General features: G+C 66.0%; 32 protein-coding genes. All 32 read left to right on the top strand.

What is annotated here, in order from left to right; all coding sequences use genetic code 11:
* Positions 1-73: 73 nt before the first annotated feature.
* The 32 genes from fusA (at position 74) to rpsD (ending at position 19889) form a co-directional block, all read left to right on the top strand.
* Positions 74-2122: an elongation factor G gene (gene fusA, locus QSK17_RS02050; RefSeq protein WP_502889120.1), complete on the top strand. Its 2049-nt coding sequence runs from the start codon at positions 74-76 to the stop codon at positions 2120-2122.
* 108 nt (positions 2123-2230) lie between these two features.
* Positions 2231-3424, top strand: coding sequence for an elongation factor Tu (gene tuf, locus QSK17_RS02045; protein WP_285702600.1), 1194 nt, complete (start codon positions 2231-2233; stop codon positions 3422-3424).
* 251 nt (positions 3425-3675) lie between these two features.
* Positions 3676-3984, top strand: a complete 309-nt coding sequence (rpsJ, locus tag QSK17_RS02040; RefSeq protein WP_012887830.1) for a 30S ribosomal protein S10 — start codon at positions 3676-3678, stop codon at positions 3982-3984.
* Between the two features lie 14 nt (positions 3985-3998).
* Entirely contained in the window at positions 3999-4652 is a 654-nt protein-coding gene (gene rplC, locus QSK17_RS02035; protein ID WP_285702599.1) for a 50S ribosomal protein L3, read from the top strand.
* A complete protein-coding gene (gene rplD, locus QSK17_RS02030) occupies positions 4649-5296 on the top strand; it encodes a 50S ribosomal protein L4 (protein ID WP_285702598.1) in 648 nt (215 codons plus the stop codon). Before rplC ends, rplD begins: the two co-directional genes overlap by 4 nt.
* Positions 5296-5598, top strand: a complete 303-nt coding sequence (rplW, locus tag QSK17_RS02025; protein WP_285702597.1) for a 50S ribosomal protein L23 — start codon at positions 5296-5298, stop codon at positions 5596-5598. Before rplD ends, rplW begins: the two co-directional genes overlap by 1 nt.
* A 142-nt stretch (positions 5599-5740) precedes the next feature.
* Entirely contained in the window at positions 5741-6577 is an 837-nt protein-coding gene (gene rplB / locus QSK17_RS02020) for a 50S ribosomal protein L2 (RefSeq protein ID WP_067174801.1), read from the top strand.
* Positions 6578-6588: 11 nt separating this feature from the next.
* Positions 6589-6867, top strand: a complete 279-nt coding sequence (rpsS, locus tag QSK17_RS02015; RefSeq protein WP_030451498.1) for a 30S ribosomal protein S19 — start codon at positions 6589-6591, stop codon at positions 6865-6867.
* 32 nt (positions 6868-6899) lie between these two features.
* Positions 6900-7253 carry a 50S ribosomal protein L22 gene (rplV, locus tag QSK17_RS02010; protein ID WP_285702596.1) on the top strand — a complete coding sequence of 118 codons (354 nt, stop codon included), beginning with the start codon at positions 6900-6902 and terminating at the stop codon, positions 7251-7253.
* The gene (gene rpsC, locus QSK17_RS02005; RefSeq protein WP_285702595.1) at positions 7253-8101 is read left to right on the top strand and encodes a 30S ribosomal protein S3; all 849 of its coding nucleotides are present in this window, start codon (positions 7253-7255) and stop codon (positions 8099-8101) included. The genes rplV and rpsC overlap by 1 nt, the downstream gene beginning before the upstream one ends.
* A gap of 2 nt (positions 8102-8103) precedes the next feature.
* Positions 8104-8523, top strand: coding sequence for a 50S ribosomal protein L16 (rplP, locus tag QSK17_RS02000; protein WP_067130055.1), 420 nt, complete (start codon positions 8104-8106; stop codon positions 8521-8523).
* Positions 8523-8759 (top strand): 50S ribosomal protein L29, encoded by a 237-nt coding sequence (rpmC, locus tag QSK17_RS01995; RefSeq protein ID WP_285702594.1) that lies wholly within the window; start codon positions 8523-8525, stop codon positions 8757-8759. The genes rplP and rpmC overlap by 1 nt, the downstream gene beginning before the upstream one ends.
* Entirely contained in the window at positions 8752-9036 is a 285-nt protein-coding gene (gene rpsQ / locus QSK17_RS01990; RefSeq protein ID WP_285702593.1) for a 30S ribosomal protein S17, read from the top strand. The genes rpmC and rpsQ overlap by 8 nt, the downstream gene beginning before the upstream one ends.
* Before the next feature lie 344 nt (positions 9037-9380).
* On the top strand, positions 9381-9749 hold the full coding sequence (gene rplN / locus QSK17_RS01985) for a 50S ribosomal protein L14 (protein WP_055482781.1): 369 nt from the start codon (positions 9381-9383) through the stop codon (positions 9747-9749).
* A gap of 9 nt (positions 9750-9758) precedes the next feature.
* The gene (gene rplX / locus QSK17_RS01980) at positions 9759-10049 is read left to right on the top strand and encodes a 50S ribosomal protein L24 (protein WP_285702740.1); all 291 of its coding nucleotides are present in this window, start codon (positions 9759-9761) and stop codon (positions 10047-10049) included.
* Positions 10049-10618 (top strand): 50S ribosomal protein L5, encoded by a 570-nt coding sequence (rplE, locus tag QSK17_RS01975; protein ID WP_066933621.1) that lies wholly within the window; start codon positions 10049-10051, stop codon positions 10616-10618. Before rplX ends, rplE begins: the two co-directional genes overlap by 1 nt.
* Before the next feature lie 2 nt (positions 10619-10620).
* Positions 10621-10806: a type Z 30S ribosomal protein S14 gene (locus tag QSK17_RS01970; protein ID WP_061253226.1), complete on the top strand. Its 186-nt coding sequence runs from the start codon at positions 10621-10623 to the stop codon at positions 10804-10806.
* Positions 10807-10966: 160 nt separating this feature from the next.
* A complete protein-coding gene (rpsH, locus tag QSK17_RS01965; RefSeq protein WP_066933619.1) occupies positions 10967-11365 on the top strand; it encodes a 30S ribosomal protein S8 in 399 nt (132 codons plus the stop codon).
* An 18-nt stretch (positions 11366-11383) separates the two neighbouring features.
* A complete protein-coding gene (rplF, locus tag QSK17_RS01960) occupies positions 11384-11926 on the top strand; it encodes a 50S ribosomal protein L6 (protein ID WP_067130042.1) in 543 nt (180 codons plus the stop codon).
* Between the two features lie 2 nt (positions 11927-11928).
* The gene (gene rplR, locus QSK17_RS01955; RefSeq protein ID WP_285702592.1) at positions 11929-12306 is read left to right on the top strand and encodes a 50S ribosomal protein L18; all 378 of its coding nucleotides are present in this window, start codon (positions 11929-11931) and stop codon (positions 12304-12306) included.
* 70 nt (positions 12307-12376) lie between these two features.
* The gene (gene rpsE / locus QSK17_RS01950; protein ID WP_285702591.1) at positions 12377-13009 is read left to right on the top strand and encodes a 30S ribosomal protein S5; all 633 of its coding nucleotides are present in this window, start codon (positions 12377-12379) and stop codon (positions 13007-13009) included.
* Positions 13010-13012: 3 nt separating this feature from the next.
* Entirely contained in the window at positions 13013-13195 is a 183-nt protein-coding gene (gene rpmD, locus QSK17_RS01945) for a 50S ribosomal protein L30 (protein ID WP_020542293.1), read from the top strand.
* A 2-nt stretch (positions 13196-13197) separates the two neighbouring features.
* Positions 13198-13653, top strand: a complete 456-nt coding sequence (gene rplO, locus QSK17_RS01940) for a 50S ribosomal protein L15 (RefSeq protein ID WP_285702590.1) — start codon at positions 13198-13200, stop codon at positions 13651-13653.
* A 168-nt stretch (positions 13654-13821) separates the two neighbouring features.
* Positions 13822-15129, top strand: coding sequence for a preprotein translocase subunit SecY (secY, locus tag QSK17_RS01935; RefSeq protein ID WP_285702589.1), 1308 nt, complete (start codon positions 13822-13824; stop codon positions 15127-15129).
* Complete coding sequence (locus tag QSK17_RS01930) at positions 15129-15782, top strand: adenylate kinase (protein ID WP_285702588.1); 654 nt, start codon at positions 15129-15131, stop codon at positions 15780-15782. The genes secY and QSK17_RS01930 overlap by 1 nt, the downstream gene beginning before the upstream one ends.
* A 115-nt stretch (positions 15783-15897) precedes the next feature.
* Positions 15898-16725 (top strand): type I methionyl aminopeptidase, encoded by an 828-nt coding sequence (map, locus tag QSK17_RS01925; RefSeq protein ID WP_285702587.1) that lies wholly within the window; start codon positions 15898-15900, stop codon positions 16723-16725.
* A gap of 73 nt (positions 16726-16798) precedes the next feature.
* Positions 16799-17230, top strand: a complete 432-nt coding sequence (locus QSK17_RS01920) for a DUF1707 SHOCT-like domain-containing protein (RefSeq protein WP_285702586.1) — start codon at positions 16799-16801, stop codon at positions 17228-17230.
* A 424-nt stretch (positions 17231-17654) separates the two neighbouring features.
* Complete coding sequence (gene infA, locus QSK17_RS01915; RefSeq protein ID WP_012887858.1) at positions 17655-17876, top strand: translation initiation factor IF-1; 222 nt, start codon at positions 17655-17657, stop codon at positions 17874-17876.
* A 47-nt stretch (positions 17877-17923) separates the two neighbouring features.
* Positions 17924-18037, top strand: a complete 114-nt coding sequence (gene rpmJ / locus QSK17_RS01910) for a 50S ribosomal protein L36 (RefSeq protein ID WP_003956441.1) — start codon at positions 17924-17926, stop codon at positions 18035-18037.
* Between the two features lie 385 nt (positions 18038-18422).
* Positions 18423-18803 (top strand): 30S ribosomal protein S13, encoded by a 381-nt coding sequence (gene rpsM / locus QSK17_RS01905; RefSeq protein ID WP_285702585.1) that lies wholly within the window; start codon positions 18423-18425, stop codon positions 18801-18803.
* A gap of 34 nt (positions 18804-18837) precedes the next feature.
* Positions 18838-19242, top strand: coding sequence for a 30S ribosomal protein S11 (rpsK, locus tag QSK17_RS01900; protein ID WP_020542285.1), 405 nt, complete (start codon positions 18838-18840; stop codon positions 19240-19242).
* A gap of 20 nt (positions 19243-19262) precedes the next feature.
* Positions 19263-19889, top strand: a complete 627-nt coding sequence (rpsD, locus tag QSK17_RS01895) for a 30S ribosomal protein S4 (RefSeq protein ID WP_285702584.1) — start codon at positions 19263-19265, stop codon at positions 19887-19889.
* The last annotated feature ends 50 nt before the right edge of the window (positions 19890-19939 follow it).

Genomic DNA, 19939 nt, shown 5'->3' with positions numbered 1-19939 from the left:
GACGAGTTAAGGACGCAAAGCAGTGGCCACCACGACCGCTCTTGAACTGGCCAAGGTCCGCAACATCGGGATCATGGCCCACATCGATGCGGGCAAGACCACCACGACTGAGCGCATCCTGTTCTACACCGGCATCAACTACAAGATTGGCGAGACCCACGAGGGTGCCGCCACGATGGACTGGATGGAGCAGGAGCAGGAGCGCGGCATCACGATCACGTCTGCCGCGACGACCTGTAGCTGGCTTGATCACACGATCAACATCATCGACACGCCTGGTCACGTGGACTTCACCGTCGAGGTGGAGCGCTCACTGCGTGTCCTTGACGGTGCCGTAGCTGTTTTCGACGCCGTCGCCGGTGTCGAGCCGCAGTCCGAGACCGTGTGGCGTCAGGCCGACCGGTACGGCGTGCCCCGTATTTGCTTTGTCAACAAGATGGACCGGGTCGGCGCCGAGTTCCACCGTTGCGTCGACATGATCGTGTCGCGCCTCGGTGCGACTCCGCTGGTCGTCCAGCTTCCCTGGGGTGTTGAGGCCGACTTCAAGGGCGTCATCGACCTGGTGAAGATGAAGGGCCTGATCTGGAGCGCCGAGACGGCCAAGGGCGAGATGTACGACGTCGTCGACATCCCGGCCGACCACGCCGACGCGGCGCGCGAGTGGCGCGACAAGCTGGTCGAGACCGTCGCCGAGAACGACGACGAGCTCATGGAGCTCTTCCTCGAGGGCGTCGAGCCCACCGAGGAGCAGCTCGTCGCGGCCATCCGCCGCGCCACGCTGAGCAGCGCCGTCAACCCGGTCCTGTGCGGCACCGCGTTCAAGAACAAGGGCGTGCAGCCCCTGCTCGACGCGATCGTCGCCTACCTGCCGGCGCCGACCGACATCCCGGCCTTCCAGGGTCACGCGGTCGGCAACGAGGACCAGGTCATCGAGCGCCACGCGGACCTGGACGAGCCGTTCGCCGCTCTGGCCTTCAAGATCATGAGCGACCAGCACCTGGGTAAGCTCACCTACATCCGCATCTACTCGGGCACGCTCGAGACTGGCACCGGGGTCATCAACTCGACCAAGGGCAAGAAGGAGCGGATCGGCAAGATCTACCAGATGCACGCGAACAAGCGCGAGGAGCGCTCGTCCGCGTCCGCCGGTCAGATCGTCGCCGTCATGGGTCTGAAGGACACCACCACCGGTGACACCCTCAGTGACGTGGCGAACCAGGTCGTCCTGGAGTCGATGAACTTCCCGGCGCCGGTCATCAACGTGGCCATCGAGCCCAAGACCAAGGGCGACCAGGAGAAGCTCGGCACCGCCATCCAGCGACTGGCCGAGGAGGACCCGTCCTTCCAGGTCCGTCGTGACGAGGAGACCGGGCAGACGGTCATCTGGGGCATGGGCGAGCTTCACCTGGAGATCCTCGTCGACCGCATGCGGCGCGAGTTCAAGGTCGAGGCGAACGTCGGCCGTCCGCAGGTCGCCTACCGCGAGACCATCCGCCGCAAGGTGGAGAAGGTCGAGTACACGCACAAGAAGCAGACCGGTGGTTCCGGCCAGTTCGCGCGCGTCATCATCGACCTCGAGCCGCTGGGCGACGGCAACGACGGTTACGAGTTCGAGAACAAGGTCACCGGTGGCCGCATCCCGCGGGAGTACATCCCCTCGGTCGACGCGGGCGCCCAGGAGGCCGCGGAGTTCGGCGTCCTCGCCGGCTACCCGATGGTCGGCGTTAAGGTGACCCTGCGGGACGGCGCCTTCCACGAGGTCGACTCGTCCGAAATGGCTTTCAAGATTGCCGGTTCGATGGCCTTCAAGGAGGCCGCTCGTAAGGCTGACGCCGTAATCCTCGAGCCGATGATGGCCGTTGAGGTCACCACGCCCGAGGACTACATGGGTGACGTCATCGGCGACCTCAACGGTCGCCGGGGACAGATCCAGGCGATGGAAGACCGGACCGGGGCCAAGGTCATCAAGGCCCTCGTCCCGCTGTCGGAGATGTTCGGTTACGTGGGTGACTTGCGCAGCAAGACCCAGGGCCGGGCCGTGTACAGCATGCAGTTCGACTCCTACGCGGAGGTGCCCCCGGGCATCGCCAAGGAGATCGTCGCGAAGGTTCGGGGCGAGTAGCAGTACGCTCAACGCCCGCGTACGGAGGGGCGCACTCGTGGCGCCCCGCCGTACAGAGCCTGAATTAGAAGACGAAAGTCAAGTCAGAATCTCTAAGGAGACAGAGCAGTGGCCAAGGCCAAGTTCGAGCGGAGCAAGCCGCACGTGAACATCGGCACCATTGGGCACATCGACCACGGCAAGACCACTCTGACCGCGGCGATCACCAAGGTGCTTCACGACCGTTTCCCGCACCTCAACGAGGCGACCCCGTTCGACAAGATCGACAAGGCGCCCGAGGAGAAGGCTCGCGGAATCACCATCTCCATCTCGCACGTCGAGTACCAGACCGAGAAGCGCCACTACGCCCACGTGGACTGCCCCGGTCACGCCGACTACGTGAAGAACATGATCACCGGTGCGGCCCAGATGGACGGCGCGATCCTCGTGGTCGCCGCCACCGACGGCCCGATGCCGCAGACCAAGGAGCACGTCCTCCTGGCCCGCCAGGTCGGCGTACCCTACATCGTCGTCGCCCTGAACAAGGCTGACATGGTCGACGACGAGGAGATCCTGGAGCTCGTCGAGCTCGAGGTTCGCGAGCTGCTCTCCGCCCAGGAGTTCCCGGGCGACGACCTGCCGGTCGTTCGCGTCTCGGCGCTGAAGGCGCTCGAGGGCGACGAGAAGTGGGGCGACTCCATCGTCGAGCTCATGACCGCCGTGGACGACAACGTTCCCGAGCCGGTTCGTGACACCGACAAGCCGTTCCTGATGCCGATCGAGGACGTGTTCTCGATCACCGGTCGTGGCACCGTCGTCACCGGCCGTATCGAGCGCGGCATCGTCAAGGTCAACGAGACCGTCGACATCATCGGCATCAAGGAGAAGAGCACCACGACGACCGTCACCGGCGTCGAGATGTTCCGCAAGCTCCTTGACGAGGGCCAGGCCGGTGACAACGTCGGTCTGCTCCTGCGCGGCATCAAGCGCGAGGACGTCGAGCGCGGCCAGTGCATCATCAAGCCGGGCACCACGACCCCGCACACCGAGTTCGAGGGCCAGGTCTACATCCTGTCCAAGGACGAGGGCGGCCGCCACACGCCGTTCTTCAACAACTACCGTCCGCAGTTCTACTTCCGGACCACTGACGTGACCGGTGTCGTGAACCTGCCGGAGGGCACCGAGATGGTCATGCCCGGTGACAACACCGAGATGAGCGTCCAGCTGATCCAGCCGATCGCGATGGAGGAAGGCCTCAAGTTCGCGATCCGCGAGGGCGGCCGCACCGTCGGCGCCGGTCGCGTGACGAAGATCATCAAGTAGTACGATCGCGGGGCGGCGGTCGGGCCCCCACCGGGCCTGACCGCCGAACCACGAGGGAAGCCGTTCGCTTCCCCGCACCCACGGGAGACCCCGACCGTGATCTCGCAGCCGTTTCGGCCGGAATGTGACCGAAACGACTGCCGGATCACGGAAGACCGGACCTGGTCCGGACTGTCTGTTACGTGGGATCACAAGCGGCAGTAGGCCGCACGAAGCTTAATAGGACGACAGCGAAGGACACCGAGGCCATTATGGCGGGACAGAAGATCCGCATCCGGCTTAAGGCGTATGACCACGAGGTCATCGACAGCTCGGCCAAGAAGATCGTCGAGACGGTGACGCGGACCGGTGCCAAGGTCGCTGGCCCGGTGCCGCTGCCGACCGAGAAGAACGTGTACTGCGTCATCCGGTCGCCGCACAAGTACAAGGACAGCCGCGAGCACTTTGAGATGCGTACGCACAAGCGGCTGATTGACATCATCGACCCGACGCCGAAGACCGTCGACTCGCTCATGCGTCTCGACCTCCCCGCCGGCGTTGACATCTCGATCAAGCTCTGAGGGAACGCACTGACATGGCTAAGCAGATCAAGGGCGTCCTGGGCAAGAAGCTCGGCATGACCCAGGTCTTCGATGAGGCGAACCGGATCGTCCCGGTGACCGTGGTCGAGGCCGGTCCGTGCGTGGTGACCAGGGTCCGCACGCCGGAGAAGGACGGCTACTCCGCCATCCAGCTCGGTTACGGGCAGGTCGACCCGCGCAAGGTCAACAAGCCGCTCGGCGACTACCTGCGCAAGCACGACATCACGCCGCGCCGGTACTTCACCGAGGTCCGCACCGAGGACGCCTCCGAGTACACCATCGGCCAGGAGGTCCTCGCGGACACCTTCGAGGCCGGGCAGCACGTCGACGTGACGGGCAAGAGCAAGGGCAAGGGCTTCGCGGGCGTCATGAAGCGCCACAACTTCGGTGGTCTGAGCGCTTCGCACGGTACGCAGCGCAAGCACCGCTCGCCGGGCTCCATCGGCGGCTGCGCCACTCCGGGCCGCGTCTTCAAGGGCCTGCGTATGGCCGGTCGTATGGGTAACGCCCGCACCACCATCCAGAGCCTGAAGGTCCACGCCGTGGACGCTGAGAAGGGCCTCATCCTGATCAAGGGTGCGATCCCCGGCGCCAACGGCAGCCTGGTCCTCATCCGCACCGCTGCCAAGAAGGGGGCTGCGAAGTGACGAGCATTGACGTCCTCGACGCCAGCGGTGCCAAGGCGGGCACCGTCGACCTGCCGGAGGACATCTTCGGCGCCAAGGTCAACATTCCGCTGATCCACCAGGTCGTCGTCGCGCAGCTCGCCGCTCGCCGGCAGGGCACCCACGCGACCAAGACCCGTGGTGACGTCCGCGGTGGCGGCAAGAAGCCGTACCGCCAGAAGGGCACCGGCCGCGCCCGCCAGGGTTCGACCCGTGCTCCGCAGTTCGCGGGCGGTGGCGTCGTCCACGGTCCGCAGCCGCGCTCGTACGAGCAGCGGACGCCCAAGAAGATGAAGGCCGCCGCGCTGCGCGGTGCCCTCTCCGACCGGGCGAGCGGCGGCCGCGTGCACGTCGTGAGCACGCTGGTCACGGGTGAGACGCCCAAGACCAAGGCCGCTCTCGAGTCGCTCCGCAAGATCACGCAGGCCCGCAGCGTCCTCGTCGTCGTCGACGAGAACGACGAGCTGACCTGGCTCAGCCTGCGCAACGCGCCCGAGGTCCACCTGCTGGACGCCGGGCAGCTGAACACCTACGACGTTCTGTGCTACGACGACGTGGTCTTCACTCAGGAGGCCTACGACCAGGTCGTGGCGCGGCTCGCGAAGAGCGGGAAGGAAGAGGTCTGATGGAGAAGATCGCCGACCCGCGCGACATCATCCTCAAGCCGATCGTCTCTGAGAAGAGCTACGGCCTGATCGATGAGAACAACAAGTACACCTTCCTGGTGCGCAAGGGTGCCAACAAGACGCAGGTGAAGATCGCCGTCGAGCAGATCTTCGGCGTCAAGGTCACCAGCGTGAACACGATCAACCGCCAGGGCAAGCGCAAGCGGACCCGGACGGGATTCGGTCAGCGCCCCGACACCAAGCGCGCGATTGTGAGCCTGGCCGAGGGCGAGCGGATCGACATCTTCGGCCAGATCGGCTGAGGGTCTGCCGCGTAAGGGAAGGGTGCCCTGCCGTACCGATTGAGGTTCGGCACCGGGCCCCCGACCCACGTAGTTAGCACCGGGGGGACCGCCGTGAGGCGGACTCCGACCGGTATGAACCGACGAAGGATGAACGAAAAAGATGGGCATCCGTAAGTACAAGCCGACGACCCCGGGTCGCCGCGGCGCGAGCGTCTCGGACTTTGCCGAGATCACGCGCAGCACGCCCGAGAAGTCGCTGCTTGCTCCCCTGCACAGCAAGGGCGGCCGTAACGTCCACGGCCGGGTCACCGCCCGACACCAGGGCGGCGGGCACAAGCGCGCCTACCGGATCATCGACTTCCGCCGCCACGACAAGGACGGGATCCCCGCCAAGGTCGCTCACATCGAGTACGACCCGAACCGGACCTCCCGTATCGCGCTGCTGCACTACGCCGACGGCGAGAAGCGCTACATTCTCGCGCCGACCGGCCTCAAGCAGGGTGACCGTATCGAGAACGGCCCTGGCGCCGACATCAAGCCGGGCAACTGCCTGCCCCTGCGCAACATCCCGACCGGTACCTTCATCCACGCGGTGGAGCTCCGTCCGGGCGGTGGCGCGAAGCTCGGCCGTAGCGCCGGCGCGCAGATCCAGCTGCTCGCGAAGGAGGGCACGTACGCCACGCTGCGTATGCCGTCCGGAGAAATGCGCCAGGTCGACGTCCGCTGCCGGGCCAGTGTCGGCCAGGTGGGCAACGCCGAGCAGGCCAACATCAACATCGGCAAGGCCGGCCGTAACCGCTGGAAGGGCAAGCGCCCCACGGTCCGCGGTGTCGCCATGAACCCGGTCGACCACCCGCACGGTGGTGGTGAGGGCAAGACCTCCGGCGGTCGTCACCCGGTGAACCCGAAGGGCAAGCCCGAGGGCCGCACCCGACAGGCGAACAAGGCCAGCGACCGGCTGATCATCCGTCGTCGGAGCAAGAGGAAGAAGCGGTAGGAGCAGCCGAAATGCCACGTAGCCTTAAGAAGGGTCCTTTTGTGGACGACCACCTTCAGAAGAAGGTGGACGCCCAGAACGAGAAGGGCACCAAGAACGTCATCAAGACGTGGTCGCGGCGCTCCATGATCGTGCCCGACATGCTGGGTCACACGATCGCCGTGCACGACGGCCGCAAGCACGTCCCGGTGTTCGTCACCGAGTCGATGATCGGTCACAAGCTCGGTGAGTTCGCTCCCACGCGGACGTTCCGCAGCCACGTCAAGGAAGACCGCCGCAGCCGGCGGTAAGCGCCTTCAAGTAAGCATCAGAGGAGACAGCGATGGAAGCCAGGGCACAGGCGCGGTATGCGCGCCACACGCCCCGGAAGGCCCGCCGTGTGGTGGACCTCATTCGCGGGCTGCCCGCTTCGGAGGCGCAGGCCGTGCTGCAGTTCGCTCCCCAGGCGGCGAGCGAGACCGTTTACAAGGTGCTCTCGAGCGCGATCGCGAACGCTGAGCACAACTTCAAGCTCGACCGTGAGACGCTCATTGTGAGCCGCGCGTGGGTCGACGAGGGACCGACGCTGAAGCGGTTCCGTCCGCGTGCCCAGGGTCGTGCCTATCGGATCAACAAGCGGACCAGCCACATCACTGTGATTGTGGAGTCCCGCGAGCCGAAGGGAAGGACCCGCTAGTGGGCCAGAAGGTTAACCCGCACGGGTTCCGCCTCGGCATCACGACCGACTTCAAGAGCCGGTGGTACGCCGACAAGCTCTACAAGTCGTACGTTGCCGAGGACGTGTCGATCCGTCGCATGCTGCAGAAGGGCATGGAGCGGGCCGGTATCTCCAAGGTCGAGATCGAGCGCACCACCGATCGCGTCCAGGTCGACATCCACACCGCCCGGCCGGGCATCGTCATCGGCCGTCGCGGCGCCGAGGCCGACCGCATCCGCGGCGACCTGGAGAAGCTGACCAAGAAGCAGGTCCAGCTGAACATCCTCGAGGTGAAGAACCCCGAGATCGACGCGCAGCTCGTCGCGCAGGGCGTGGCCGAGCAGCTCTCCAGCCGCGTCTCGTTCCGCCGGGCCATGCGCAAGGCCATGCAGTCCGCCATGAAGAGCGGCGCCAAGGGCATCCGTGTCCAGTGCTCCGGTCGTCTGGGCGGCGCCGAGATGTCGCGCTCGGAGTTCTACCGCGAGGGCCGCGTGCCCCTGCACACGCTCCGTGCCGACATCGACTACGGCTTCTACGAGGCCCGCACCACCTTCGGCCGCATCGGCGTGAAGGTGTGGATCTACAAGGGTGAGGCCCCGACCAGCCGCGCCGAGCGCGAGGCGGCCGCGGCAGGTGCCCGCGCCGGTCAGCGTCGCGAGCGCGACGACCGTCGTGGTGGCGCCGGCGAGCGTCCGCGTCGTGGCGGTGGCGACCGTCCGCGTCGTGGCGCCGGTGGCCGTTCGGACCGCGCCCCCAGAACCGAGGCCGCCGCACAGGCTGCCCCTGAGACCGGCCCGGCGGAGCAGCCGGGTGCTGAAGGGAGCTGACCATGCTGATCCCACGCAGGGTCAAGCACCGTAAGCAGCACCGGCCCGACCGCAGCGGCGCCGCCAAGGGCGGCACCAGGGTCGTGTTCGGCGAGTTCGGCATTCAGGCGCTTGAGCACTCCTATGTGACCAACCGCCAGATCGAGTCGGCTCGTATCGCCATGACCCGGCACATCCGCCGTGGCGGCAAGGTGTGGATCAACATCTACCCGGACCGTCCCCTCACCAAGAAGCCGGCCGAGACCCGCATGGGTTCCGGTAAGGGTTCGCCGGAGTGGTGGATCGCCAATGTCAAGCCCGGTCGCGTCATGTTCGAGCTCTCGGGTGTCGCCGAGCCGGTGGCGCGTGAGGCCATGCGGCGCGCGATGCACAAGCTCCCCATGAAGTGCCGGTTCGTTAAGCGTGAAGTGGGTGAGGCGTGATGGCTAAGGGCCTGACCGCCGGTGAGCTGCGTGTGGAGGACCAGGACGCCCTGGTCCAGAAGCTGAAGGAAGCCAAGGAGGAGCTGTTCAACCTCCGCTTCCAGGCGGCGACCGGACAGTTGGAGAGCCACGGGCGGCTGCGGGCCGTCCGCCGCGAGATCGCCCGTATCTACACCGTGATGCGCGAGCGCGAGCTGGGCATCGTCACGGTCGAGAAGGAGTCGAGCGATGGCTGAGGCAACTGAGACAACCGAGAAGTCGGTGCGGAACTACCGCAAGACCCGTGAGGGTCTCGTGGTGAGCGACAAGATGGACAAGACCGTCGTCGTCGCCGTCGAGGACCGCGTCAAGCACCCGCTGTACGGCAAGATCATTCGCCGTACGACGAAGTACAAGGCACACGACGAGCAGAACTCCTGCGGCGTCGGCGACCGCGTCCTCCTGATGGAGACCCGGCCGCTGTCCGCCAGCAAGCGCTGGCGGATCGTGGAGATCCTCGAGAAGGCCAAGTAGGCCAGGGAGGGGACGGCGGGCCCGCGCCCGGGCGGTCGGCGAGAGCCGTACCGGCCGGGAAGGCCCCCGGACCACCCGCACAGAACGCGCCTCGTGGGGGGTGGGAGACCGCCCCCCATGACGGTGTCCAAGGGGTCGGGCCCACACGGGCCCGGTCCGCCTGCGGCGGCGGTGCGCGGGAGAGACGACCGAGCCGGGCACGGCCGGACGGCGTGAGCCGTACGGAATGGTGCGCGGCGAGGGGAACTCGACCGGACGGCGCTGTCGCCGGGGGAACAAGACCACATCAGGTTCCGCCAGGCTCACCTCCCAGGTGAGAACCGGCGCGACAAACAGGAGTTGACGTGATCCAGCAGGAGTCGCGACTCAAGGTCGCCGACAACACGGGTGCCAAGGAGATTCTCTGCATCCGCGTGCTCGGCGGCTCGGGCCGGCGCTACGCGGGCATCGGCGACATCATCGTTGCGACGGTGAAGGACGCCATTCCCGGTGGCGGCGTGAAAAAGGGCGACGTTGTCAAGGCTGTCGTGGTGCGCACCGTCAAGGAGCGCCGCCGCCCCGATGGCTCCTACATCCGCTTCGACGAGAACGCCGCCGTCATCATCAAGGACAGCGGTGACCCCCGGGGCACGCGTATCTTCGGCCCCGTCGGCCGTGAGCTGCGCGACAAGAAGTTCATGCGCATCATCTCGCTCGCTCCGGAGGTGTTGTAAATGTCGAAGCTGCATGTGAAGAAGGGTGACCTCGTCCAGGTCATCGCCGGCAAGGACAAGGGTGCCAAGGGCCGCATCATCGCCGCCTTCCCGCGCGAGGATCGCGTGGTGGTCGAGGGCGTGAACCTGGTCAAGAAGCACTCCAAGGTGACCCACCAGGGCCCGCGTGGCGCCAAGGAAGGCGGCGTGCAGACCATGGAGGCTCCCATCCACGTGAGCAACGTCAAGAAGCTCAAGGATGACGAGAAGCCCGAGAAGAAGGCCGACGAGAAGGCCGACAAGACGGGTGAGGACAACTGATGACCGCCACGACTGAAGAGCGCACGATCCCGCGCCTCAAGCAGCGCTACCGCGAGGAGATCATCGCGAAGCTGCGCGAGGAGTTCGGCATCGAGAACATCATGCTGGTGCCCACCATCACCAAGATCAAGGTGAACATGGGCGTCGGCGAGGCCGCTCGCGACTCCAAGCTCATCGAGGGCGCCGTCCGCGACCTCACCGTGATCACCGGTCAGAAGCCGGCCGTCGCCCGCGCCCGCAAGTCCATCGCGCAGTTCAAGCTGCGTGAGGGCATGCCGATCGGCGCGCACGTGACGCTGCGCGGTGACCGCATGTGGGAGTTCCTGGACCGGCTGCTGTCGCTGGCGCTCCCGCGTATCCGGGACTTCCGCGGCCTGTCGCCGAAGCAGTTCGACGGCAACGGCAACTACACGTTCGGGCTCACCGAGCAGGTCATGTTCCACGAGGTCGACCAGGACAAGGTCGACCGGCAGCGGGGCATGGACATCACGGTCGTGACCACCGCAACGAACGACGACCAGGGCCGGGCGCTGCTGAAGCTCCTCGGATTCCCGTTCAAGGAGGCCTGATCATGGCGAAGACGTCGCTCAAGGTCAAGGCAGCGCGTAAGGCGAAGTTCGAGGTCCGGGCGTACACTCGGTGCTCGCGCTGTGGCCGTCCCCGCGCTGTGTACCGCAAGTTCGGGCTCTGCCGCGTGTGCTTCCGCGAGATGGCGCACCGGGGCGAGCTGCCCGGCATCACCAAGTCGAGCTGGTAGACCTGTCGCGGGGCCGGGACCATGGCCCCGCGTGGCGCCAGCCGCACCAAGAAGTCATATCAACCGGACGCCTTCAGGCGTCCACGACCGCACCGTAGGTCCACCAGGTGTCGGAGACACGGATCAAGGGTGGAAACCACGGTGAGGAAGGCCACCGGCCATGACGATGACCGACCCGATCGCAGACATGCTGACGCGTCTGCGTAACGCGAACTCGGCGTATCACGACACCGTGACCATGCCGTACTCGAAGATCAAGGCGCACATCGCCGAGATCCTCCAGCAGGAGGGCTACATCCAGGCCTGGAGCGTCGAGGACGCCAAGGTCGGCAAGAACCTCGTGGTGGAGCTCAAGTTCGGGCCGAGCCGTGAGCGTTCGCTCGCGGGCCTGCGCCGGGTATCCAAGCCCGGTCTGCGGGTCTATGCAAAGAAGGACAACCTGCCCCGCGTTCTGGGCGGCCTGGGCGTCGCGATCATTTCGACGTCCGGCGGCCTCATGACCGACAAGCAGGCCGGCAAGCGTGGAGTGGGCGGGGAAGTCCTCGCCTACGTCTGGTAACGAGGGGAGGAATCCAGCATGTCGAGAATCGGACGGCTGCCCATCCCCGTACCGAGTGGTGTTGACATCACCATCAACGGCCGGGATGTCCAGGTCAAGGGCCCGAAGGGCACGCTCTCTCACACGGTCGCCGAGCCCATCGAGGTGGCTCGGGCCGAGGACGGCAACATCGCCGTCACCCGCCCCAACGACGAGAACAAGGTTCGTGCGCTGCACGGCCTGTCTCGCACGCTGATCGCCAACATGGTGTCCGGTGTGACGCAGGGCTACAGCAAGACGCTCGAGATCGTCGGTGTCGGTTACCGCGTCCAGGCCAAGGGCCCGACGCAGCTGGAGTTCTCTCTCGGCTTCAGCCACCCGGTGATCGTGGACGCCCCCGAGGGCGTCACCTTCCGCGTCGAGAAGCCGACACTGTTCCACGTGGACGGCATCGACAAGCAGAAGGTCGGCGAGGTCGCCGCGAACATCCGCAAGTTGCGGAAGCCTGACCCCTACAAGGGCAAGGGCGTCCGCTACCAGGGCGAAGTTATCCGCCGCAAGGTCGGAAAGGCTGGTAAGTAGTAATGGCCGCGAAGTACGGCAAGCACACCGCCGCTCGCGCCCTTTCGCGAGCCCGCCGGCACGGCCGTGTGCGCAAGAACGTCTTCGGCACCCAGGATCGTCCGCGTCTGGTCGTCAACCGGTCGGCGCGGCACCTGTTCGTGCAGATCGTCGACGACACCCAGGGGCACACGCTGGTGAGCGCGTCCACCATGGACGTCTCGCTCCGCAGCGCCGAGGGTGACAAGACCGACAAGGCGAAGAAGGTCGGCGAGCTTCTCGCTCAGCGGGCCAAGACCGCCGGGATCACCGCTGTCGTGTTCGACCGCGGTGGCAACCGTTACGCGGGACGCATCGCGGCCCTCGCGGACAGCGCCCGCGAAAGCGGGCTGGAGTTCTGATGACTCCGTTCCGAGGGTGCGAAATGCACCGAATGGCCCGTCTGATGAGCAATGAGAAGAGGAACCACTGATGGCTGCAGCTCCGCGTCGCGGCGCCGGCGGCGGTGGCGAGCGGCGGGACCGTCGTGACGATCGCCGCGGTGGCGCCGCTGACAAGGGCGTCTCGTACATCGAGCGCGTAGTTAAGATCAACCGAGTCGCCAAGGTCGTCAAGGGTGGTCGGCGCTTCAGCTTCACCGCGCTGGTCATCGTCGGCGACGGCAACGGCATGGTCGGTGTCGGATACGGCAAGGCCAAGGAGGTGCCCGCGGCGATCGCCAAGGGCGTCGAGGAGGCCAAGAAGCACTTCTTCAAGGTGCCGCGCATCCTGGGCACCATCCCGCACACCGTGCAGGGCGAGGAGGCCGCGGGCGTCGTCTTCCTGCGTCCGGCCTCACCCGGTACCGGTGTCATCGCGGGTGGTCCGGTGCGCGCGGTCCTGGAGTGCGCCGGGATCCACGACGTGCTGTCCAAGTCGCTCGGCTCGGACAACCCGATCAACATCGTGCACGCCACCGTGGCGGCTCTGAAGGGCCTCAGCCGGCCCGAGGAGATCGCCGCCCGCCGTGGCCTGCCGATCGAGGACGTCGCTCCCAAGGCGATGCTGAAGGCGCGAGCCGAGGGTCTCGCCGAAGCCGCTGCCGCGGCGAAGGCGGTGAGCTAGTCCATGGCGCGTCTGAAGATCACCCAGGTCCGCTCCAAGATCGGTGGCAAGCAGAACCAGCGTGACTCGCTGCGCTCGCTGGGCCTGAAGCGAATCGGCGATGTCGTCGTCAAGGAGGACCGCCCGGAGATCCGGGGCATGGTCGCCGTGGTGACGCACCTCGTCGAGGTGGAAGAGGTCGACTAGTCATGCCTGAGAACGCTCCGCTCAAGCTCCACGACCTGCGTCCGGCTCCCGGCGCCAACAAGTCCAAGACCCGCAAGGGTCGTGGCGAGGCGTCCAAGGGAAAGACCGCCGGTCGCGGTACGAAGGGCACCAAGTCGCGTACGACTGTCCCGCTCGGCTTCGAGGGTGGCCAGATCCCGCTCCAGCGGCGGCTGCCGAAGCTGAAGGGCTTCACCAACGCGCTGTTCAAGACGACCTACCAGGTCGTCAACCTGGACAAGCTCGGCGAGCTGTACCCCGAGGGTGGCGAGGTCACCGTCGAGGGTCTGATCGCGAAGGGCGCGGTCCGCAAGAACCAGCTCGTCAAGGTGCTGGGAACCGGTGAGATCTCCGTGGCGGTGAACGTGAAGGCGCACGCCTTCTCTGCTTCTGCCAAGGAGAAGATCGCCGCGGCCGGTGGCTCGGTTTCCGAGCTTTAGGCACGTAATGCGAGGCGCGGAGGTTCGTTATGAGCCTCCGCGCCCGTAGTGCGTTAGAGTTCGCTGAGCGCGGGCTCCGTCCCGCCGATCACTCGCAAGTAGACATGCCGATGCACGCCTTCGCGTCATCGCCGACCTTTACCGCGTCACAGGCGCGCAGGAGGTACCGTGCTATCCGCGATTACCCGGGCATTCCGGACGCCGGACCTGCGCAAGAAGCTGCTCTTCACATTGGGCATCATCGCGCTGTTCCGGCTCGGCTCGGTGCTGCCGACCCCGGGTGTCAACTCCGAGAACGTCGCCAAAGCGCTGCAGCAGGCGCAGGCGGGCGACAGCGGCAACATCTACGGAATGGTCCAGCTGTTCAGCGGTGGCGCGCTGCTGAAACTTTCAGTGTTCGCCCTGGGCATCATGCCGTACATCACGGCGAGCATCATCCTGCAGCTGCTGACCGTCGTCATTCCGCGCCTGGAGGCCCTGAAGAAGGAGGGCCAGTCCGGCACGGCGAAGATCACGCAGTACACGCGTTATCTGACGATCGGCCTCTCCGTACTCCAGTCGACCGCTTTCGTCGCTCTGGCGCGTTCGGGACAGCTCTTCCCGAACAGCAACCTGCCCATCCTGCTGAACGAGGACATCTTCACGCTCGTCACCATGGTCGTCACGATGACCGCGGGAACCGCTGTGATCATGTGGCTCGGCGAGCTCGTGACCGACCGCGGTGTCGGCAACGGCATGTCGATCCTGATCTTCACCCAGGTCGTCGCGGTCTTCCCGTCCGAGCTGATGAACATCTTCCGGCAGAGCGCCTTCAAGTTCGTCGTGGTGATGCTGGTCGGCATCGTCATGATCGCCGTCGTCGTCTTCATCGAGCAGGCGCAGCGGCGCGTTCCGGTGCAGTACGCGAAGCGAATGGTGGGCCGCCGCATGTACGGCGGGACCTCGACCTACATCCCGCTGAAGGTCAACCAGGCGGGCATCATCCCGGTCATCTTCGCCTCCTCGCTGCTGTACCTGCCGCAGTTGCTGGTCACCATCTTCGGCAACAGGGAGAAGCCGGGGCCGATCATCGAGTGGCTGGCACAGAACCTGGTCCGGGGCGATCACCCGGTCTACATGGCCACGTTCTTCGCGCTGATCCTCTTCTTCACGTACTTCTACGTGTCCATTACCTTCAACCCCGTTGAAGTCGCCGACAACATGAAGAAGTACGGTGGATTCATCCCGGGCATCCGTCCGGGCCGGCCGACCGCTGAGTATCTCAACTACGTGCTCACGCGGCTCACGGCCGCCGGTGCTCCGTATCTGGGTGTCATCTCGCTGATCCCGATCCTCGCACTGGCGGTGGCCGGGGCGAGCCAGAACTTCCCGTTCGGAGGGACCAGCATTCTCATCATGGTTGGTGTCGGCCTGGACACGGTCAAGCAGATCGAAAGCCAGCTTCAGCAGCGCAACTACGAGGGTTTCCTGAGATAGTGCGCGTCGTCTTGGTCGGGCCCCCCGGAGCGGGCAAGGGGACGCAGGCCCAGTTCATCGCATCACATCTGTCGATCCCGAAAATCTCGACAGGTGACATCTTCCGCGCCAACGTCTCCGGCGGCACGGAACTCGGCAAGCTTGCCAAGGAGTACATGGACCGCGGCGACCTCGTCCCCGACGAGGTGACGGTCGCCATGGTCCGCGATCGTCTGGGCGAGAAGGACGCGCAGCAGGGCTTCCTGCTGGACGGCTTCCCGCGCAACGTGCCGCAGGCGCAAATCTTGCAGAAGATGCTGGCCGAGTTCGGCACCGGGCTGGACATCGTCCTGGAACTGGTCGTTGACGACGAGGAGGTCGTACGGCGGCTCGCCGGACGGCGGACCTGCCGTCAGTGCGGCAAGGTTTGGCACGTCGACTTCGACCCCCCTTCTGTGGCGGGTGTCTGCGACGCGTGCGGCGGCGAGCTGTTCCAGCGCGACGACGACCGCGAGGAGACCATCAGGCGGCGCCTGGAGGTCTACCAGGAGCAGACGTCCCCGCTGATCAACTTCTATTCGGACGAAGGCATCCTCGTACAGGTGAACGCGACCGGACCGGTCGACGAGGTCACCCGGCGGGCGATGGCGGCATTGCGCACGTCCGGCAACTGAAGGTTCCTCCATTCGAACGCCATCCCATACGTGGGGTGGCGTTCGATGCTTTAGGGCAGAATCGGGGGAATTGGCCTGAAAGTCCTGCCGTTAGAACACCCCAGGGGGTGCCAGAGTGTTCAAGAAGCACAAACACGGAATCCAGGTGAAGACGCCTGAGCAGTTGGAGAAGATGCGCGCGGCCGGTCTGGTCGTCGGCAGGACGCTCGAACTGCTTCGCTCGTCGGTCGAGCCCGGCCTGACTCCGCTCGATCTCGATGTCATCGCGGAGAAGGCGATCAGGGACGCGGGCGCCGTTCCGTCGTTCAAGGGCTACCAGGGCTTCCCCGCCAGCATCTGCGCCTCTGTGAACGACGAGGTCGTGCACGGCATCCCGACGGACCGGCGCAAGCTGCGTGAGGGCGACATCATCTCCATCGACTGCGGCGCGATCCTGGACGGATGGCACGGCGACTCCGCCATCACCGTCCCGGTCGGCGAGGTCGATCCCGCACTGACCGAGCTGTTGCGGGTGACAGAGGAGTCCATGTGGCGCGGGATCGCCGCCCTCCGGGTCGGCGGCCACCTGTCGGACATCGGGTTCCAGGTCGAGAAGTACGTCCGGTCCCAGGGTCGCTACGGCATCCCTCAGGAGTACGGCGGGCACGGCATCGGCACCGAGATGCACATGGACCCGTGGGTGGCCAACCACGGCCGTCCGGGCCGTGGGCCCCGCTTCGAGCCCGGCATGTGCTTCGCGATCGAGCCCATGGTCAACCTGGGGACCGACCGCACCCGCGTGCTGGCCGACGACTGGACGGTCGTAACGGTGGACGGGAAGGCCTCGGCACACTTCGAGCACAGCGTGGCGGTCACGGAGAACGGCCCGTGGGTCCTCACGGCGATCGACGGGGGCGAGTCCCGCTTCAGCGAGATCGCCGCGGGGTCCGGCGAACGAGCCTGATTCGAGCGGCCCTGCCCGCCCACTCGTGCCACATAATGGGGCTAATCATGCGGAGCGGCGGGAGTAGATGGTGATGGCGGCAACTCCGGAGATGCGAGCCTCCGACGGCGACCGGGATCGGGTCGCCGCCGCGTTGCGAGAGCATGTCGCCGAGGGCAGGCTCACCGTCGACGAGTTCAACGAGCGGCTGGCGCAGCTCTACCAGAGCCGGACGTACGGCGAGCTGGCCACCCTGACCGCGGATCTGCCGGACATCGATCTGCACCGGCTCCCCGCGACCGTCTCCACAGGGTCGCGGCCGCGGCCGAAGCGCGGTGGCCAGCCGGGGTTGAAGGCCGCCTGGGCCGCGTGGGCGACCGCGAGCGCGATCAACTGGGTCATCTGGCTGATCGTCGTGGTCACCTCAGTCGAATGGGTCTACCCCTGGCCGCTGTGGGTGATGGGGCCCTGGGGTGCCGTCCTGCTGGTCGGCACGGTGTTCGGCCGGGAGCACAGGCGGCCGTGAGCTGGGCCGCCCGCCGCCTGCCCGCGGCGAGCACGGACGGACTCTTTATCGTCCGCGTGTGATCGGTTCGTTCGGCGCCGGGTAGGTGATCTCCATCGGCAGGCCGGTTCGGGGTGCCGTGTCCACCACTCCCGGCACAGCGGCGGCGCCGGCCGGCGGACCCGGTGACCGGAACAGCCCCGTCGCCATCGCGTACGGCGGTGTGTGACTAGACGGTGATCTGGGGTAGCCTGGCTGCCTGTGTGGAGAGACTGCGGCCCGTTTCGCATTTCTGGGCGGGTTGTCGTAGACTCCTTTGTCGGCTCACTATGACCTTTTGCGCATAGGTGGCCTTGCCGGTCACCGCTCTCTGGAAGCGCCAGGAAGGTCGCGGCTGCTTAGTGATCCGAAGCCTCAGACGACCGATCAGTGAAACGCGAGGGACATGGCCAAGAAAGACGGCGCCATCGAGATCGAGGGCACTGTGGTTGAGTCGCTCCCGAACGCGATGTTCCGGGTGCAACTCGACAACGGCCATAAGGTCCTGGCCCACATCAGCGGACGGATGCGGATGCACTACATCCGGATTCTCCCCGACGACCGGGTGGTCGTGGAACTGAGCCCCTACGACCTGAGTCGCGGGCGGATCGTCTACCGGTACAAGTAAGCCCCCCTCCAAGCAGGGCGGGCCGTCTGAGGAACGAATTAAGGACTATGAAGGTCAAGCCGAGCGTCAAGAAGATCTGCGACAAGTGCAAGGTGATTCGCCGGCACGGTCGCGTCATGGTGATCTGCGACAACCTGCGCCACAAGCAGCGCCAGGGCTAGGAGAGGAAGCCGAGCCGGGCACCGAGGGTTCGTGAGAACGGGCCGAAGGTGTGCAAGGCGAGGCGGACTCGACCAGTTGGTACGTGAGGAAGCCGAGCCGGGCACCGAGGGTTCGTGAGAACGGGCCGAAGGTGTGCAAGGCGAGGCGGATCCGGCCCTGACGGTCGCAGAGAAGGTCCCATGAGAGAGTCCGCTCCAGTAGCGGGCTCGCGCCATGTGGGACCGTTGAAAAGTAATCGCGCGTCACACCTGTGAAGGCGGTTTCCCGTTGCGGGAGCCGGACCACACGGGAGACCCCCGGTCGGAGGCCGGGGCCCTCGCCCCGGGCATGGGGAGGGGACGTGAGGCGCAGGACCTCCGCCACCACGAAGGAGAATGCCCGACCATGGCTCGCCTGGTTGGCGTCGACCTCCCCCGCGACAAGCGGCTGGAGATCGCTCTCACCTACATTTTCGGAATCGGTCGTACTCGCGCCCAGGAGATCCTGGAGGCGACGGGCATCAGCCCGGACCTGCGCGTCCACCAGCTCACCGACGCTGAGCTCGTGCCGATGCGTGACTTCATCGAGGCGAACTTCAAGATCGAGGGTGACCTCCGTCGCGAGGTTCAGGCCGACATTCGCCGCAAGATCGAGATCGGCTGCTACCAGGGCATCCGGCACCGCAAGGGGCTGCCTGTCCACGGTCAGCGGACGCAGACGAACGCGCGTACCCGCAAGGGCAAGAAGAAGACCGTGGCCGGCAAGAAGAAGCCGGGCAAGAAGTAGTCCTAGCAGCCACATTCCAGGAGATAGCGCTTAAATGCCGCCGAAGAGCCGCCAGGGCGCACCGAAGAAGGTGCGCCGCAAGGAAAAGAAGAACGTCGCTCACGGGCACGCCCACATCAAGAGCACGTTCAACAACACGATCGTTTCGATCACCGACCCGAACGGGAACGTGATCTCCTGGGCCAGCGCCGGCCACGTCGGGTTCAAGGGCTCCCGCAAGTCCACCCCGTTCGCTGCGCAGATGGCCGCTGAGAACGCCGCCCGCCGCGCCATGGAGCACGGCATGCGCAAGGTCGACGTCTTCGTCAAGGGCCCCGGCTCCGGCCGTGAGACCGCGATCCGCTCGCTGCAGGCGACCGGGCTCGAGGTCGGGTCCATCCAGGACGTGACTCCGGTCCCGCACAACGGTTGCCGCCCGCCGAAGCGCCGCCGCGTCTGAGCTCCAGGAGATAGAGAGAAATGGCTCGTTACACGGGTGCGGACTGCAAGCTCTGCCGCCGCGAGAAGACCAAGCTCTTCCTCAAGGGCAAGAAGTGCGAGTCCGCGAAGTGCCCCATCGAGATCCGTCCTTACCCGCCGGGTGAGCACGGTCGCGGCCGTCCGAAGGAGTCTGAGTACCAGCTCCAGCTTCGTGAGAAGCAGAAGACCCGCCGCATCTACGGCGTCCTCGAGAAGCAGTTCCGGAACTACTACGAGGAAGCCAACCGCAAGGCCGGCAAGACTGGTGAGAACCTCCTCCAGATTCTGGAGAGCCGTCTCGACAACGTGGTCTACCGCGCCGGGTTCGCCGAGTCGCGCGACGCCGCCCGCCAGCAGGTGCGCCACGGGCACATCCTGGTGAACGGCAAGAAGGTCGACATTCCGTCGTACCGCGTCCGCGAGCACGACATCATCGAGGTTCGCGAGAAGTCGCGGAACCTGCTTCCGTACGAGGTGGCCCGCGCCACCGCCGGCGACAAGACCGTCCCGGCGTGGCTGGGTGTCGCCCCGGACAGCATGCGCATCCTCGTGCACCAGCTCCCGGTCCGCCAGCAGATCGACACGCTGGTCCAGGAGCAGCTCATCGTCGAGCTCTACTCCAAGTAAGAGTTCTCGACCAAACGATGGCCGTACGGCTCGCCAGGCGCGAGCCGTAC

Origin of the sequence: Microtetraspora sp. NBRC 16547 (assembly GCF_030268965.1) — a bacterium.
Classification (GTDB): Bacteria; Actinomycetota; Actinomycetes; order Streptosporangiales; family Streptosporangiaceae; genus Microtetraspora.
This window is presented reverse-complemented; position numbering and strand designations above follow the sequence as displayed.